The organism is Acinetobacter calcoaceticus (assembly GCF_051947995.1).
Classification (GTDB): Bacteria; Pseudomonadota; Gammaproteobacteria; order Pseudomonadales; family Moraxellaceae; genus Acinetobacter.
In genome coordinates this window covers 457,271-474,382 of sequence record NZ_JBLVVH010000001.1, presented here as the reverse complement: position 1 = coordinate 474,382, position 17,112 = coordinate 457,271, and the positions used below count along the sequence as shown (strand labels likewise).

General features: G+C 45.0%; 16 protein-coding genes. 12 read left to right on the top strand and 4 right to left on the bottom strand.

What is annotated here, in order from left to right; genetic code table 11:
- Positions 1-42 precede the first annotated feature (42 nt).
- Positions 43-465, bottom strand: a complete 423-nt coding sequence (locus tag ACNQO6_RS02305; protein WP_004771166.1) for an Lrp/AsnC family transcriptional regulator — start codon at positions 463-465, stop codon at positions 43-45.
- A 221-nt stretch (positions 466-686) separates the two neighbouring features.
- Here ACNQO6_RS02305 and ACNQO6_RS02300 point away from each other — a divergent pair, with 221 nt between their 5' ends.
- The 12 genes from ACNQO6_RS02300 (at position 687) to ACNQO6_RS02245 (ending at position 14,634) form a co-directional block, all read left to right on the top strand.
- Positions 687-1,961, top strand: a complete 1,275-nt coding sequence (locus ACNQO6_RS02300) for a Glu/Leu/Phe/Val family dehydrogenase (protein WP_104021888.1) — start codon at positions 687-689, stop codon at positions 1,959-1,961.
- Between the two features lie 82 nt (positions 1,962-2,043).
- Positions 2,044-3,249: an aspartate aminotransferase family protein gene (locus tag ACNQO6_RS02295; RefSeq protein ID WP_343580585.1), complete on the top strand. Its 1,206-nt coding sequence runs from the start codon at positions 2,044-2,046 to the stop codon at positions 3,247-3,249.
- 21 nt (positions 3,250-3,270) lie between these two features.
- Entirely contained in the window at positions 3,271-4,314 is a 1,044-nt protein-coding gene (gene astA, locus ACNQO6_RS02290; protein WP_440207970.1) for an arginine N-succinyltransferase, read from the top strand.
- Positions 4,314-5,783 (top strand): succinylglutamate-semialdehyde dehydrogenase, encoded by a 1,470-nt coding sequence (gene astD, locus ACNQO6_RS02285; protein WP_440207969.1) that lies wholly within the window; start codon positions 4,314-4,316, stop codon positions 5,781-5,783. Before astA ends, astD begins: the two co-directional genes overlap by 1 nt.
- A 32-nt stretch (positions 5,784-5,815) precedes the next feature.
- Complete coding sequence (astB, locus tag ACNQO6_RS02280; RefSeq protein WP_262755172.1) at positions 5,816-7,156, top strand: N-succinylarginine dihydrolase; 1,341 nt, start codon at positions 5,816-5,818, stop codon at positions 7,154-7,156.
- A gap of 33 nt (positions 7,157-7,189) precedes the next feature.
- Positions 7,190-8,164, top strand: a complete 975-nt coding sequence (gene astE / locus ACNQO6_RS02275; protein WP_440207968.1) for a succinylglutamate desuccinylase — start codon at positions 7,190-7,192, stop codon at positions 8,162-8,164.
- Positions 8,165-8,333: 169 nt separating this feature from the next.
- The gene (locus ACNQO6_RS02270; RefSeq protein WP_343580578.1) at positions 8,334-9,824 is read left to right on the top strand and encodes an amino acid permease; all 1,491 of its coding nucleotides are present in this window, start codon (positions 8,334-8,336) and stop codon (positions 9,822-9,824) included.
- Between the two features lie 261 nt (positions 9,825-10,085).
- A complete protein-coding gene (locus ACNQO6_RS02265) occupies positions 10,086-10,736 on the top strand; it encodes a paraquat-inducible protein A (RefSeq protein ID WP_343580576.1) in 651 nt (216 codons plus the stop codon).
- Positions 10,733-11,506: a paraquat-inducible protein A gene (locus tag ACNQO6_RS02260; protein WP_440207967.1), complete on the top strand. Its 774-nt coding sequence runs from the start codon at positions 10,733-10,735 to the stop codon at positions 11,504-11,506. Before ACNQO6_RS02265 ends, ACNQO6_RS02260 begins: the two co-directional genes overlap by 4 nt.
- 45 nt (positions 11,507-11,551) lie before the next feature.
- Positions 11,552-13,204, top strand: coding sequence for a PqiB family protein (locus tag ACNQO6_RS02255; RefSeq protein ID WP_343580571.1), 1,653 nt, complete (start codon positions 11,552-11,554; stop codon positions 13,202-13,204).
- Entirely contained in the window at positions 13,204-13,899 is a 696-nt protein-coding gene (locus ACNQO6_RS02250; RefSeq protein ID WP_440208069.1) for a PqiC family protein, read from the top strand. Before ACNQO6_RS02255 ends, ACNQO6_RS02250 begins: the two co-directional genes overlap by 1 nt.
- Positions 13,900-14,061: 162 nt before the next feature.
- Positions 14,062-14,634 (top strand): undecaprenyl-diphosphatase, encoded by a 573-nt coding sequence (locus ACNQO6_RS02245; RefSeq protein WP_440207966.1) that lies wholly within the window; start codon positions 14,062-14,064, stop codon positions 14,632-14,634.
- A gap of 89 nt (positions 14,635-14,723) precedes the next feature.
- Here ACNQO6_RS02245 and ACNQO6_RS02240 read toward each other — a convergent pair whose 3' ends face one another.
- From ACNQO6_RS02240 to icmH, 3 genes are read right to left on the bottom strand one after another with little or no spacing between them, the layout of a single operon-like run.
- Positions 14,724-15,692: a M15 family metallopeptidase gene (locus tag ACNQO6_RS02240; protein ID WP_440207965.1), complete on the bottom strand. Its 969-nt coding sequence runs from the start codon at positions 15,690-15,692 to the stop codon at positions 14,724-14,726.
- 3 nt (positions 15,693-15,695) lie between these two features.
- Positions 15,696-16,289 (bottom strand): hypothetical protein, encoded by a 594-nt coding sequence (locus ACNQO6_RS02235; RefSeq protein ID WP_440207964.1) that lies wholly within the window; start codon positions 16,287-16,289, stop codon positions 15,696-15,698.
- A gap of 11 nt (positions 16,290-16,300) precedes the next feature.
- Positions 16,301-17,110 (bottom strand): type IVB secretion system protein IcmH/DotU, encoded by an 810-nt coding sequence (gene icmH, locus ACNQO6_RS02230; protein WP_005284332.1) that lies wholly within the window; start codon positions 17,108-17,110, stop codon positions 16,301-16,303.
- Positions 17,111-17,112 lie beyond the last annotated feature (2 nt).

The following is a 17,112-nucleotide window of genomic DNA, read 5'->3' as shown; positions in this document are numbered from 1 at the left end:
TGCGCCCTTATTGATGTCTGCAATCTTTGACTTTTGATTTGATCAGGTTTTATAGGTCGACAGTAGAATACTGGTTTCACTGTTGTAAATACCTGAAATATTTCGGATTCGCTCCAAAGCCTTATCAAAATTTTCCAGACTGTCGGATTGTAACTCGACCAGAATATCCCACTTTCCATTGGTGGTATGCAGCCGTTCTACCGCAGATTCGAGACGCAATTCGCGGATCACGGCTTGGGCTTTGGTCCCTTCCACCATAATATTCATCCATGCCCGAATGATATTCTTCTCTGCACTGGGGCGGAAGCGCACCGTGTAACCGGTAATGACACCAGTCGATTCCATATATTCAATTCGTTTCTGTACGGTTGCGCGTGACACCCGTGTTTTGGCCGCCAGATCGGTAATGGACATCCGTGCATTGTCTTTGAGTAATCCTAATATAATATGATCGATATTGTTCATTTTGATATTTACTATTAGCAAATTGATAAAAAATAATTCATTTTAATCATTATAACGAATTTTGTGAATCAATTTGATTCTTAATAATAATCTTATACAAAACCCCAAGCATTTTTGATTCAGTGAAAAGAAGCACAATGCCGATTAGGGAGGATGGGGTAGGACGCCCTGAAAAAAGGGAATCTGTGAATAACAGGGACAATTGATTAATTAAGGAATAGATGATGTCTTTATCATATGCGGCTCAAAACGGTAGTGCTTGGCAAACCTTTCTCACTCAAGTTGATCGGGTAGCCCCTTATCTGGATGCCGACCTCAGCAACTTTATCAACACACTGAAAACCCCAAAACGTACCTTGATTGTTGATGTTCCAATCGTGATGGACGATGGTTCGATCCGTCATTTTGAAGGCTATCGTGTACAGCACAATTTGTCGCGTGGCCCGGGTAAAGGCGGTATTCGTTATCACCAAGATGTTGAATTGAATGAAGTTATGGCATTGTCTGCATGGATGACCATTAAAACTGCCGTATTGAATCTGCCATTCGGTGGGGCGAAAGGCGGTATCCGTGTAAATCCAAAAGAATTGTCGACACGTGAACTTGAGCGTTTAACCCGTCGTTTTACCAGCGAAATCAGTCCAATTATCGGACCACAAATTGATATTCCTGCGCCAGATGTCGGCACCAATGCCAACATTATGGGCTGGATGATGGACACTTATTCAAGTATCAAAGGCCATACGGTTACAGGTGTGGTTACAGGAAAACCAGTTCACTTAGGTGGTTCGCTGGGCCGTGTTCGTGCCACAGGCCGCGGTGTATTCGTAACTGGTATGCAGGTGGCAGAACGCATCAAATTACCAGTCGAAGGCAGTAAAGTGGCTGTACAGGGCTTTGGTAACGTGGGTAATGAAGCGGCTTATCTGTTCAGCCATGCCGGCGCAAAAATTGTGACCGTACAAGACCATACCGGCACCATCTTCAATGCAGAAGGTCTGGATGTGAAAGCACTACAAAAACATGTGGTGGAAACGGGCGGCGTGAAAGGCTTTGCCGATTCAACTGTGATTTCGGATGAAGAATTCTGGACAGTTGATATGGATATTCTGATTCCAGCAGCACTGGAAGGCCAGATCACGGTTGAACGTGCACAAAAACTCAAAGCCAAAATCGTACTTGAAGGCGCCAATGGTCCGACTTATCCAGAAGCGGATGATGTTTTCGTGAGCCGTAATATTACCGTTGTTCCAGATGTAATCTGCAACGCGGGTGGTGTAACCGTCAGTTATTTTGAATGGGTTCAGGATATGGCGAGCTACTTCTGGAGCGAAGACGAGATCAATGAACGTCTGGACAAATTGATGATTCAGGCGATTGCAGATGTCTGGAATACCGCAGCACAGAAAGAATGCAGCTTGCGTACCGCAGCTTATATTCTGGCGTGTGAACGTATTCTGAAAGCACGTAAAGAACGCGGGATTTTCCCGGGCTAATCAGTCCCTCAAACAATAAGCGTAAAGGGCTTGTTGAGCATTCAACAGGCCTGAAGATTAAAACAGGAAGTGAGTAAATAAAATGAGCGAAGTCGCAATTACACGTAGCAATTTTAATGATTGGATGGTGCCAGTTTTTGCCCCGGCAAATTTCATTTTAGTACGTGGTGAAGGTTCTCGTCTTTGGGATCAAAACGATAAAGAGTATATTGATTTCGCAGGCGGGATCGCGGTAAACGCTTTGGGTCATGCACATCCTGTGGCAGTCAATGCCCTAACTGAACAAGCGCAAAAGTTGTGGCATATTGGCAATGGTTATACCAACGAGCCGGTATTACGCCTTGCAAAGCAACTGGTTGACAGTACCTTTGCCGACAAAGTCTTTTTCTGTAATTCAGGTGCAGAAGCCAATGAAGCGGCGTTAAAACTGGCACGTAAAGTCGGTTTGCTCAGCGGCAATGCAAACAAGAACCAGATTGTTGCGTTTAAAAACGCCTTCCACGGTCGTACTTTATTTACGGTCACGGCGGGTGGTCAGCCAAAATATTCTCAAGACTTTGCACCATTACCAGGTGGCATTGAACATACGGCATTTAATGACCTTGAAGCAGCCAAAGCCGCGATCACTGAGAATACCTGTGCCGTGATTGTTGAACCGATTCAGGGTGAAGGCGGTGTGCTGCCAGCAGATATCGAATTCCTGAAAGGCTTACGCGCGCTATGTGATGAAAAAGGTGCGGTACTGATTTTTGATGAAGTCCAAACAGGTGTTGGCCGTACCGGTTCGCTTTATGCTTATATGAATACGGGCGTAACGCCTGACATTTTGACCACAGCAAAAGCATTGGGCGGTGGTTTCCCGATTGGTGCCATGATCACCACAGATCATTATGCCAACATGTATGCAGTGGGTGATCACGGTACTACCTATGGCGGCAATCCATTGGCCTGTGCCGTGGCAGGTGCGGTATTTGAATTTATCAATACACCAGAAGTGTTAGACGGCGTAAAACAACGTCATCAATATTTCATGGAGGCCTTAAATAAAATCAATGCGCAATATGGCCTGTTCAAAGAGATTCGCGGTCAAGGTCTATTAATTGGCTGCGTGCTAAAAGATGAACATGCCGGTAAAGCCAAAAATATTGTGACCTTAGCGGGTGAAGAAGGCTTATTGGCTTTGGTTGCAGGGGCTGATGTGGTTCGTTTCACACCATCATTGATCATTCCTCAACAGGATATTGATGAAGGTCTAAACCGTTTTGTTCGTGCATTAGCACGCCTCTAAGTCTACTGTGAGCATCTAACCATGATGATTGTTAGACATGCAGCGCATCGGGACTTAGATGATATTTATCGTTTAGCGCAACGAGCGGGGGAGTCGGGCATTGGCCTGACTTCCTTACCACAAAATAGAGACATTCTGGCTGAACGTATTACACGCACCACGCGTACTTTAGCGGGTCTGACCGAAAAGTGTGAGGCAAGTTATCTGTTTGTACTGGAAGACACCAGCATTCGCAAAATTGTGGGTGTAAGTGCAATTGAAGTTGCAGTCGGGCTCAATGAACCCTTCTACAACTTCCGTGTGGCAAAACAGGTGCATGCGTCTAAAGCCTTAAATGTGTATAAGACCCTGGATACCTTGTTTTTAAGTAATGACCATACGGGTTGCAGTGAACTCTGTACCTTATTCCTTGATCCTGAATATCGTAAAAACCAGAACGGTAAATTTCTATCCAAGGTCCGTTTTCTGTTTATTGCAGCCTTCCGTTCTTTTTTTGAAGAGCGACTGATTGCAGAAATGCGGGGTTTTTCCGACCAGAATGGACGGTCACCCTTTTGGGATTCACTCGGTTATCTATTTTTCAATATGGATTTTGCCGCAGCGGATTATCTCAGCGGTGTCGGGCAAAAAGCCTTTATTGCAGAGTTGATGCCGAGATTTCCAGTTTATGTGGACTTGCTGTCTTCAGAGGCACGTGAGGTGATTGCAGAAGTGCATCCCCATACGTTGCCAGCAGCCAAAGTGTTGATATCTGAAGGTCTTAAATATCAGGGTCATGTCGATATTTTTGATGCCGGACCAACACTGGAAGCCAATACGGCCGAGTTACGGGCGGTGAAAGAAAGTCGGTTGCTTAAAGTCAGACTCACTGAGCAGGTCGAAAGTACCGAGACGCATTTCCTGGTGGCCAATGACCAATATAAAGATTACGCCGTGCTGCTGATCAATAACAAAGTCGATGATAGCGAGACTTTGCATTTAACCGCAGCACAAGCACAGGCACTGAATATTGCTGAACACGATGAAGTACGGGTTTTAGCATTAGAAAAAATGGAGAACAACTAATGTCACAAGGTGCATTATTAATTGATGGTGCTTGGGTACAAGGACAAGGAAGCGCATTTCAAAAAACCAATCCGGTCAGCAATCAGCAAATTTGGTCGGGGCATGAAGCCAGTCAGGCTGATGTTGAACAGGCATGCCATGCCGCACGTCAGGCATTTCCAGCTTGGGCACGCTTAGCCTTAGAACAGCGTATCGCCATCATTGAGCGCTTTGCGGGTTTGTTGGAGCAAAATAAAACCCAGTTGGCTGAAGTGATTAGTCAGGAAACCAGTAAACCATTATGGGAAACCTTGACTGAAGTACAGTCGATGATCGGTAAAGTAGCGATTTCAATTCGTGCTTATCATCAACGTACAGGGTTTAGCGAAACTGAAATGCCAGATGGCGTGGCGTCGTTACGTCATCGTCCTCATGGTGTTCTGGCTGTATTTGGTCCCTATAATTTCCCGGGTCACTTACCGAATGGTCATATTGTTCCAGCATTGATTGCAGGTAATACCGTGGTATTTAAGCCAAGTGAACTCACGCCTTGGACTGCGGAAGAAACTGCAAAATTATGGCAACAGGCCGGTTTACCCAAAGGTGTGCTGAACATCGTGCAAGGTGGACGCAGCACAGGTGAAGCACTCGCTGCGGCTGAGCAGATTGACGGTTTACTGTTCACAGGCAGTGCCAATACCGGTTATCACTTGCATAAACAAATGGCAGGTGCGCCTGAAAAAATCCTTGCCTTGGAAATGGGCGGCAATAATGCCCTGATCATTGATGAAGCAACCGATATTGATGCGGTGGTGAATTTAGCTATCCAGTCTGCTTTCGTTTCTGCGGGACAACGTTGTACCTGTGCACGCCGCATTATTGTTAAACAGGGTGCCAATGGTGATGCTTTCATTCAACGTTTTGTTGAAGTCGCGAAGAACTTAGTCGTAGGAAGCTGGAATGCGGAACCGCAACCCTTTATGGGCGGGGTGATTTCTGCACATGCCGCGGAACAGATGTTGGCAGCACAAAGCAAACTGATTGCTTTGGGGGCAAAACCATTGCTGGAAATGACGCGTCCACAAGCAGACAGTTCATTGCTTACGGCGGGTATTTTAGACCTTACCCAAGTGACCGATATCCCTGATGATGAATACTTTGGTCCATTGACCACGATTTATCGTTATCACGGCTTTGATGAAGCCTTAAATATTGCCAATAATACCCGCTTTGGTTTGGCCGTGGGTCTGGTTTCACCTGACCGTGATTTATTTGATCGTGTATTGATTGAAGCGCGGGCAGGGATTGTGAACTGGAACAAGCCATTAACAGGTGCGTCAAGCGCTGCACCATTTGGTGGGGTGGGCGCATCAGGTAATCACCGTGCCAGTGCCTTCTATGCAGCAGACTATAGTGCATGGCCAATGGCATCACTGGAAAGTGATAGCGTTACTTTACCTTCAAAATTATCACCGGGCATTGTGCTGTAAGTCGGCTTGTATCGGGACACAGGGAGAAAAAAATGTCAGGTTATGAAATTAATTTTGATGGTTTAGTGGGACCGACCCATCATTATGCGGGTTTATCGTATGGCAATGTCGCATCGACTAAAAACCGGAATAATGCATCCAATCCGAAATTGGCCGCAAAGCAAGGCTTAAAGAAAATGAAAGCGCTTGCGGATTTGGGACTCAAGCAAGGCGTGTTTGCCCCACAAGAGCGTCCACATGTGCCAACGCTACGCCGTTTGGGTTTTACAGGCAGTGATATTGATGTCATTACCCAAGCCATGCGCACTGCGCCAGCATTGTTATCATCATTGAGTTCAGCATCATCAATGTGGACTGCGAACTCATGTACGGTGTCGCCATCGGCAGATAGCGCGGATGGTCGCATGCATTTTACTGCGGCAAACCTGAATAATAAGTTCCATCGATCAATTGAGCATCATACGACCACACGTATTCTTCAAGCAATGTTCAACAATGATGTATATTTCGCGCACCATGAAGCATTGCCTGAAGCAGCACTGTTCGGTGATGAAGGTGCAGCCAATCATAACCGCCTCGGTGGTGCTTATGATCAGGCCGGTGTACAGGTCTTTGTTTATGGTCAGCAACAACTCGGTGGAACTGTGGCACCGCAGAAATTCCCAGCACGCCAAACCCGTGAGGCGAGTGAAGCGATTGCGCGTTTACATCGTCTAGATGCCAAACGCACGGTGTTCATTCAGCAAAACCCGGATGTGATTGATCAGGGCGTATTCCATAACGATGTGATAGCGGTGAGTAATCAACAGGTGTTGTTCCATCATCAGCAGGCCTTTTTAAATCAGGCCGATGCATTACATGAAATCCGTGAAAAAATGGCGGGGATCGGGCAAGACTTTATCTCGATTGAAGTGCCGGAAAATCGGGTGAGTGTGGATGATGCAGTATCGACTTACTTGTTCAATAGCCAGATTCTGACCCGTGCAGATGGTGGCATGAGCATTGTGGTACCCGAAGAATCACGCCAGAACAAAGCCGTGTGGGACTATTTGAGTGACATGATTCAAATGGGTACGCCTATTGATGACATCAAGGTGTTTGATTTGCGTGAAAGTATGCGTAATGGCGGTGGCCCTGCATGTTTGCGTTTGCGTGTGGCGGTGAATGAGGCGGAACTTGCTGCGGTGAATCCAAACCTGTTTATGAATGATGCATTGTTCAAAACCCTGAATCAGTGGGTCGATCAGCATTATCGTGACGAGTTAACCCAGGACGATTTGGCCGATCCAAATTTATTGATCGAGAGTCGTACTGCACTGGATGAGCTCACCAAGATTCTGGGTTTAGGTTCGGTTTATCACTTCCAGAGATAAATATTTAATAACGGCTTTTAAGGATGAAAGTACATGGTTGATCTACTCGCGTTGACTTTGGCACAACAGCTACCTGAGCAAAAGCAAGGTGAAACGGCTGGATTTTCATGGCAATGGCTTGGTGAAGGGCTATTGCAATGTACGCCAAAAACGGCTTATCGAAAAACCATCGTACTTTCTGCCGGTATTCATGGCAATGAAACTGCACCGATCGAAATGCTGGCACAGATCATTCAGGATGTGTTTGCCGGCCAGCTGGCTTTGGCGGTTCGTGTGCTTTTCGTATTGGGCAATCCTGCTGCAATCCGACAAGGGGTTCGTTATCTTGAAAATGATATGAATCGGATGTTCTGCGGTGGATATCAGAATTTAATTCAGGATCAGGAAACTGCTCGGGCTGCACAATTGGAGCAGGCGGTAGCAGCCTTCTTTGAACAGGATCAGCTTGCGACGCAACGTTATCACTATGATTTGCATACCGCTATTCGCGCTTCGTTATTGCCCGTATTTGCCTTATTTCCGTATCAGACACAGCCTTATGATGACTTCCTGATTCAAAGCTTGAATGCTGCCAATCTAGATGCTTTGGTCTATCACAATGCGGCTGGAAAAACCTTCACCCATTTCAGCACTGAACGTTTTCAGGCCGCCAGCAGTACTTTGGAATTAGGCAAGGCCAAGCCGTTTGGTGAAAATGATCTGGCCGAATTTGCCAGTACTGACCTGATGCTGCGTGCAGTACTTTCAGAGCAGCCTTTACCGGTCAGACAGAAATCCGCTGTTCGCCAGTTTAAGGTAGTGGATTCCATTTTAAAGCAAAGTGAAGATTTTCAACTGAATCTGAGCGCGGATGCACCGAATTTTTCTACTTTCCAGCAAGGTGAAGAGATTGCAACACAGCAAGCCGGGGCCTATATTGCGCATGATCAGCAAGTCTGGATTTTATTCCCGAACTCGAATGTGAAAACAGGGCTTCGGGCTGGCTTGATATTAAAAGAAATCAAATAAGACCTCGCCATTGCAGTGGCTAGATGCCGTTATGGAATAGTAATACATGGAGTTTGAATATGGATGTTCAGTAGAACAAAACGCCTCAAGTAATATCATCTAGATATTCGTTTTTATGAATCAAAAGCAAGGACAGGTTGTCATAAGAATACAGTTGGAGTGACCATGTATGAGTAACAATAACGAAAAGACATTTCCATCGGGCCAGGCCCTGAGTGGACAATATGTACCACAGCAGGATGTCGCCAGTTTAGCGGGGTCTTCTAGCGCAGGGATTGAAGTCGGCAAACCATTGAAACGTGCCATGACCAAGCGTCATCTGGTGATGATTTCATTGGGTGGTGCAATCGGAACCGGATTATTTTTAGGCTCGGGTGACGTGATTTCTCAGGCTGGTCCCGTGGGCGCGATTTTTTCTTACCTGCTGGGTGGCGTGATTGCTTACATGGTGATGCTGTGTTTGGGCGAGTTGGCGGTACATATGCCGGTTTCCGGATCGTTTGGTGAGTATGCCAGAACCTATATTGGCCCAGGAACGGGCTATATGATTACCTGGTTGTACTGGCTGACCTGGACGGCAACGCTAGGCACCGAATTTACCGCTGCGGCCTTACTGATGCAGGAATGGTTTCCATCTATTTCCATGTGGACGTGGACCTTATTATTTGCAGGGCTGGTATTTACCCTGAATGTCAGTTCTACGCGGCTATTTGCGGAGTCTGAATTCTGGTTATCTTTGGTCAAGGTCTTGACCATTATCTGTTTTATTGGCTTGGGCTTAGCCGCAATTTTTGGCCTGATTTCCTATCATGGGCATGAGTCAGCGCCCTTGTTTAGTAAATTGACCGAACATGGCTGGTTCCCGAATGGGATTTTTCCGATTTTTGCGACCATGCTGATTGTAAATTTTGCCTTCTCAGGCACGGAACTGATCGGCGTGGCGGCAGGTGAGGCAGAAGAGCCAGCCAAAACCGTACCAAAAGCCATCAATGCGGCCATCTGGCGTTTATTGATTTTCTTTGTCGGGACCATTGTGGTGATCTGTGCGTTACTGCCGTATGAAATGGCAGGCTTAAATGCCAACAGTGTCAGCAATAGCCCATTTGTTACGGTCTTTAACTACATCGGCATTCCATATGCAGAAGACATTATCCGCTTTGTAATCATTACTGCGCTTTTATCTGCCGCAAACTCGGGTTTATTTGCAGCTTCACGCATGATGTGGTCATTGTCTGCCAAGAATCAATTGCCAAAAGTATTTTCAAAACTGACCCGTTCAGGTACACCGATTATTGCGATTATTGTCACTATGTTTGGTGCAATTCCGGGGTTATTGTCAGAACATTTTGCTCCTGAAACGATTTTCAAGAACTTACTCGGTGTTGCTGCTTTCACCATGGTGGTGGTGTGGATTTCGATTTGTGTGTGTCAATTTAACTTCCGCAGACAATGGATTAAATCAGGTAAGACCGTCAAAGACCTTAAGTTTGCTGCACCTTTATTTCCGTTAACCCCGATTCTAGGCGGTTTATTCTGCGTGATCACCTGTATCAGCATGGTGACAGATCCTTCAATGCAGGTTGGTTTTATCTGCTGTATTCTGTTCATTATTGCGTGTTATGCCAGCTATAATATTTTTTATAAAAACAAAATTAATTAAGCCATCTATTTCATCTAAAAATTATATTATCGACGGAGAGCTGCTAGATATTTTCTAGTGCCTCTCCTTTTTTTATGGATCAATATTTCGAAATGCAGTCAGTCACGCTTCGATCTGCTGATTGGATTTAATAAACAATTTAATTGCTGATATGTTTATATATTGTGTAACAATGATCGGCTGTAGTTGTGCTTGTGAACAGAAAAGGTATAACTGATATAAGTTTAAATACGAGAGAATTTTTACAATGGGCAGGGCGTTATGGCGAATAAAAACAATCAGCCCTTAGCAATCGGTCAGCAGGTCAGACTCACTGAACTGGCAGGTTGTGAAGAATGCGATGCGATTTACCGTAGGGTAGAGCTGTCAGCGGGTGAACGGGCTTACTGTACCTGTTGCGGTGCAGAATTGTATCGTAGAGGCCAGTCCTTTTCCGCGCTGCTGGCTTTAGTGATTACGGCATTAATCGTATTTGTGATTGCCAACAGTTTTCCGATTGTGATTGTGGAGCTGCAAGGCAATACCTCACAAACCACCTTGATCGGTGCGGCATGGACCATGTTCCATATTGATCGGGCACTGGTCGGGGTATTGATCCTGATTACGACCTTTATTGTCCCTTTGCTTGAATTGCTACTGCTTAGTTATGTACTGTCCTGTATCACTCTATTTCAGCGTCGGCCAAAATATTTAACTCCAGCACTCCGGATGCTGTTTTTATTCCGTACTTGGGGCATGGTTGAAGTCTTTTTAATCGGGGTGTTGGTCACCTTGGTCAAACTGGTCGGAATGGTAACCGTGATTCCGGGGGTGGCGCTCTGGGCATTTACCTTATTAAGTGTATTGTTGGTCTATATTGCTTCGGTAAAGATCAAGGACCTCTGGGACGAAGTTGATCGGAGTCTTGGATGAATAATGATAAAGACGACGAAATCGGAATGATGGCGCCTCATCTTGCTGCTGCTGATTTAAAGGTTAAAAACTATCTCAGGGCAAAAGAGGTGGGCTTGATCCAGTGCCATTGTTGCGGCTTACTCAACGTTGCTGCGAATAAAGCGGTTGAGGAACAGCATGTACATTGTTCTAGATGTAACAGCAGCTTGCATGTACGTAAGCCCCAAAGTTTAAATCGCACCTTCGCTTTGGTGGTCGCGGCTGCTATTTTATATATTCCAGCCAATGTCTTACCCATGACGGTTACAGATTCATTATTGGGCCGTCAGCAAGATACCATTATCAGTGGGGTCATTTATTTTTGGCAAAATGGCGATTATCTGGTGTCTGTGGTTATTTTTATGGCCAGTATTTTTATCCCGATTTTAAAACTACTGATTCTGGTCTTTCTACTGGTGGCGGTATCCATGCAGTCCTCTGCAAAATTGCATTTTTCACCTGAACATTGTGCATTGTTGTATCGGATTGTTGAGTTTATTGGACGCTGGTCGATGATTGATGTATTTGTAGTGGCATTATTGACCGCATTGATCCAGATCCAGTCGCTTGCCACCATTCTGGCAGGGCCCGGTGCGGTGGCCTTTGGGGCTGTAGTGGTCTTAACCATGTTTGCTTCAATGAGTTTTGACCCGCGGATTATTTGGGATAATTATTTCAAGGCAAATTCAGTGCATGACCCACAGGCTGAAGATTTAAAGACAAGCACGATTCATCAACTGAAAAGTTAAAACTGTATAAAAACCCTGTTTTTGACCCATAAAAGAACGAACACTATGTCAGAAAATACACACCATAGCCAAGATTCCGAAGCGAGCCTGAACGAGTTAACTCAACAGGATCCGGTTCTTGCGGAACCTGAAAAAAAGAAAGGGCGCTGGAGACCTGCGTTGATCTGGCTGGTTCCCTTTATTGCACTTTTAATTGCGCTTTCACTTGCTGCCAAAGCGGTGCTGGATACTGGTCCGACCATTCAAGTGTCATTTCGTACTGCAGAGGGCTTGGTCGCAGGGAAAACCACGGTTCGCTATAAACAGGTAGATATTGGTCTGGTGCGCCAGATCGATTTGTCGGATGATCGTTCCCATGTCATTGCCAAAATTGAATTTCGTAAAGATGCCAGTAATTTTGCGGCGAAAGATTCTCGTTTCTGGGTAGTGCGACCGCGTATCGGTACGGGCGGGATATCCGGCATTGATACCTTGTTATCGGGGGCTTATATTGAAGTGGATGGGGGCAAGGCCGAAGAAAAGCAGGAAGACTTTATTGGACTTGAGGTGCCACCAGTGGTTTCCTCGGATATACCGGGGAAAGTATTTTTCTTAAAAGCACAGGATTTAGGTTCACTGGATATTGGGGCGCCGATCTACTACCGCAGAATTAATGTCGGGCAAATTACGGCGTATAAACTGGCGAATGATGGAAAAAGTGTAGAACTACAAACATTTATTCAATCACCTTATGATAAGTTCGTGACCACCGATGCACGCTTCTGGCAGGCCAGCGGGGTAGATGTCACCCTGAATGCTTCAGGGTTTAATCTGGATACCCAATCCCTTGCGAGTATTGTGGCGGGCGGGATTGCATTCGGTTATCCAGAAAACTCTTCCGCGGGCATTGCGCCTAACCATAGTTATTTTACCTTGTCAGACTCTCGCAAAGAGGCCATGAAAGAGCCTGATGGTAAACCGCGTCCGATTATCATGTATTTTGATCATTCTTTACGAGGGTTAACTGCAGGTGCACCAATCGACTTTATGGGCATCGAAATCGGAAATGTCAAAGCCATCAATGTGGAGTTTAATCAGAATTATACCCAGTTGCGTATGCGCGTGGATGCGGTGATTTATCCATCACGTTTGGCTCATGGTAAAGAACTTGATCCAGATGGTGAAATTTTTAAATACTTTATTGAGAGAGGTTGGCGTGCTCAAATGCGTACAGGCAATCTGTTAACAGGGCAGAACTACATTGCATTTGATAAATTTCCAAAAGCCAAGCCTGCTGCTTTGATCATGCGTCCAGATGGGCGGGCCGAGGTGCCAACCACTGCGACAGAGCTGAGTGGATTACAGGCGCAAGTGTCACAGATTGCCGATAAGGTAAGTAAGTTCCCGCTTGAAGAGATTGGCCAGGATGTACGTAAAACCTTAAATAATATGAATACCACCATCGAATCAACTGACAAACTGGTAAAACAGCTGGATGGTAAAGTGGCCCCTGGTTTACAGGCAACCCTGAATGATGTGCGTAAAACCATGCAATCGAGTGAATCAATTTTATCCAGTGATGCACCGATGCAGCAGGACGTGCGTAAGGCATTACAACAAATGACCAGAGCAGCGGCATCTTTGCAGTTAATGGCCGATTATATTGAACAACATCCTGAATCGCTGATTCGCGGGAAAAAAGCTGAGAGCAATAAATGATGATGACAATATTTAACAAAGCATTCACGGCTCAGCACGCGATACGCGGCGCTGGTATTTGCGCCACGACTTTAGTGATAGCGGCATGCTCTGGCTCACCTACACCGAATTATTATACCTTGGCCAATAAGGTCACGCCTTTGCCAAACTCTAAAGTGAAGGTGATCGAAGTCTTGCCTGTAGGCTTGCCGGATCGAATCAATCGCGCACCGCTGGTCATACAGGAAACCAATGGTCGCTCAAATATTCTGGATAATGAACGCTGGACTTCAACCTTAGGGTCAGAGTTAAGAGATAATTTATCTGCCGGTTTGCAGCAGAAGCTGGGCGCCGTCGATCGCTATAATAGTGGCATGATCGGTGGAAAGGTGTCTTATCAGGTTGCGACGGATTTTTCCCATTTTGATATTGTGAATACTGCTTCTGCCAATACCAAGAATGTTGAAGTTTCAGTGGCATGGATTATTAAACGTAACGATCCGAATATTACGATCGATCAAAATTCTACCCAGAATCAGCAGTTGGCTTGCCGGATGACATTCAGCCAGCCTGTCACCGCCAGCAATCCTCAAATTTCAACCATTGTGAGCACTGCAAGTGCTTCACTGGGTCGCGTGATTGATGCCATGGCCGTATCGATCGCGGCATTGGATGCAAAAGCTCCTGTCAGAATAGAGGGGGCGGTGTGTTCTTAAACCCTTATAAATCATGTTTAGAGGAATATCACTAAAATATCAGTATTAAAAATAGCTTAAATTGAGGTTGAAGATTATATTTAATCATTTGGTAATTTTAATTTTTGTTTAAGCTATTATTTTTAATCTTTCCACGATCAAATCATCATGGATCGATTGGCAATGTCAATTGAAGATGTCAATATTGCTTTGTTTCAGTGGGTTAATGCAGCTGCGACTCAAAATTCATTTTTGGATAAAATCGCTATATTTGCTTCGCATAATCTGATTGGCTGTTTATTCGGATTTCTGATTGTTTCTGTCGTGTTTAAGGATAAAAAGTACAGAACGCAATTTATAAAGACCTTAATATTCATATTGGTCGCCTTGCTATTTAGCCAAGTGATCCATGCTTTCTATTATCACCCTCGTCCCTTTGCGATGGGGTTGGGGCATACTTTAGTTGGGCATGGTTCAACCTCATCGTTCCCGAGTATGCATACCCTTACCGTAGCAACCATTGCCTTTTCTTATCTGTTGTCAGGATTTAGAAAAATAGGAAGTATCGGATTATTACTGGGAGTTATTGTAGGCTGGTCCAGAGTGTATGTCGGTGTGCATTTTCCTTTTGATATCGCTGCTTCATTTATTTTCGCCTTTATAATCGTTTCGGTTACTGATTATATTTATGAGCTATGCAAATCAAAATTGAGCAGAATCGTGTCTATTCCAGTATTTGGTGAAAATATAATTTAAACGATATTATTAAAAGTCTTATGAAGTTTTTTTATTTGGAATAATAGAGACAGATCATCATCAGATAATCTGTCTAGATATGTTAATAACTATGAATCACCTGTTCGCGCTGTTAATTGACCTTCAGCAATCAGTTGATCTGCCATTTCCTTGGTTTTCTTTAAACCCGGCATACGATATTCGGTATGACCGTAATCTTGAATTGATTTCCAGCGACCACCCCAAGTCAAGCCAACCGATTCGGCGACCTGGCCATAGAGTTGATAACCGCGCATTGCCCACGGATCCCGTTCACTAATTACCACTTTACCATTGCGTTTAAAGGCAACATCCGCAGCCAGACCAAATTGGTGGTAACTTTGATAGCCTTTTGCACGCGTGGTATTCGGGTTACCTGCCAGCATGTTTTGACGATTCGGACTACGATAACCTTCGAGTAATACCAGTTCATAGCCATGCTGTTCTTTCATGATTTTAAAGACCATGAGTAAACGCTGCTTATAACGTGGATTAATTTTATCCCATTTACGATCTACCATTGATGAATCCAGACTGCCATGAGAATGGGTGAGCGGTACTTCAATTTGTGACGCATCAATGCTCGGGTCTGTGGTATGTTGAGCCTGATAGGCCTGTTCTAAACGCGTTGCTTCTACAATCGCATCTTGAATCAGGTTCTCGTCCACATCTGGTGGAGGGCTCAGCATTTCGCCATTCAGGAGCGCATAGACCTGTGGATCAGTTTCCTTTAAATATTCTGCTTCAATTCGTGTAGAACTGATCGGACGGGTAAACGCAAAAACCAGAATACTGGCAAATAGAAAGAAACCTGCAATCAGGATCCACCATTGTTGCAAATGCCAATGCGACTGTAATTTTTCTGGAGATGCTGCCTGATGCATATTTTCTGCAAACTGCATGGCATTGGCGATTTTCTTTTTCCCGCTGGGGAGCAGGGATTGTAAAAGCTGCGTACATTTGTAACGCAGCTCATAGGACATGAGTAAGGTCAGCCCAATTGCAACCCCGACAAAGCAGAGAAAAATAAACCAGATCATCTGTTATTTGAGTTCATTTACAGCGAAAGGCTTCTGGGTGACTTTAATCTGTACGGTTGCATCAGGTGCTTCGGCTTCAGGTTCTTTCACTGGTGCAACCTTGGCGGGTTGAGCAGCGGGTTTTACCACTTTGGCTGGTACTGCTTCACTTTTTGCAGGCGCCGCTTTTACTGGGGTAACAGCTTGAGCTGCTTTGCTACGCGGTTCATTGGCAAAAGGTGAGGCATGTTGTACGGGTTGAGCAGGTGCCGCAGCCGGTGGTGTGCGCTGGAAGAATTTGTTCAGGTCATTGCTACCTGGCTGGGTAAAGTTACTGTCTTCTTCTGACTCTGCTGTTTCATATTGAACAGGAGCAACAGTTTCGGTTGTCTGTGGTGTATGTTTGGTGACTGGAAGTACCGTGGTATTTTCTGCTACCGCTTGAGTCGGTTCGGCATATTCACTGGATGATCCTGTTCCCGTGGACAGCATAAAGAAGAATAGTGTGGTCAAAATAATGCCGGAAATAAACCCAATCAGTAAATAGATCACAGGGGATAACGTTTTTTTCTTATTTGTCTGTAAGATGCGTAAAGAGGTGGTTCTTTCCTGACTCATACTTCAATCAACTAAGGCAAATGGATAGTAATATGTGCTTCTTCCGCTGGCGCTGAAATCACATTTTGATAAGGTGTTAAAGCATTATGATTTTGTTTATTCAGCATAAACTTTAACCCTGCAAAGGCGAGTGCTGCGAATAACAATAAGAAAATCAGGATCCAGAAAAATGGCAGCTCATGATGAATAATATGCTTGATCTGGTCGGGAATCGCGGCAAAAGGAGAGAACGCGGCTTTCTTGCCTTTGAGATAATCAATTTCATCACCGACACGTGCCACCAGATGATTGAGGCTTTCCACCGATTCGAGACGATATTTACCTTGGAAGCCTAGCAGTAAGCAGTAATGAAACACTTCAAGCGAGGCCAGACGTTCTTTGCCGCGGCTACGGAGCTGTTCCAGAATCTCAAAAAAGCGATAACCTGCCAACTGAGAGCCAAATAAGCTCAACTGTAGCGGGCTGATCAGCCAGCTATTTTGCAAGTTAAAGTAAGCTGCATCCTGTTGCGTGGCAATGGTTTCATCAATCAAGGCACAAAATGCATATTTCGCATCATGAATATCCTCTGCAGAGAATTGCAGTCGTTTCGCCTGTTGCTCAAAACGGTTGAGTAAATCCAGAATTTTTTCACGAAAATCACCCGGATTTGAGGGGATATAACGGTTACGAAGCAAGAACACCAAATAAAATCCATCATGTAACAGATCGATCAGATTTGTTGCTTGTGCCTTATTCTGTGGCTGGTCAGTACTAGGTAAGCCTGAACCGATTTTGCCATCATCAAATAAAGAAGGAATACCCGCTGGATGTTGAGTCATTG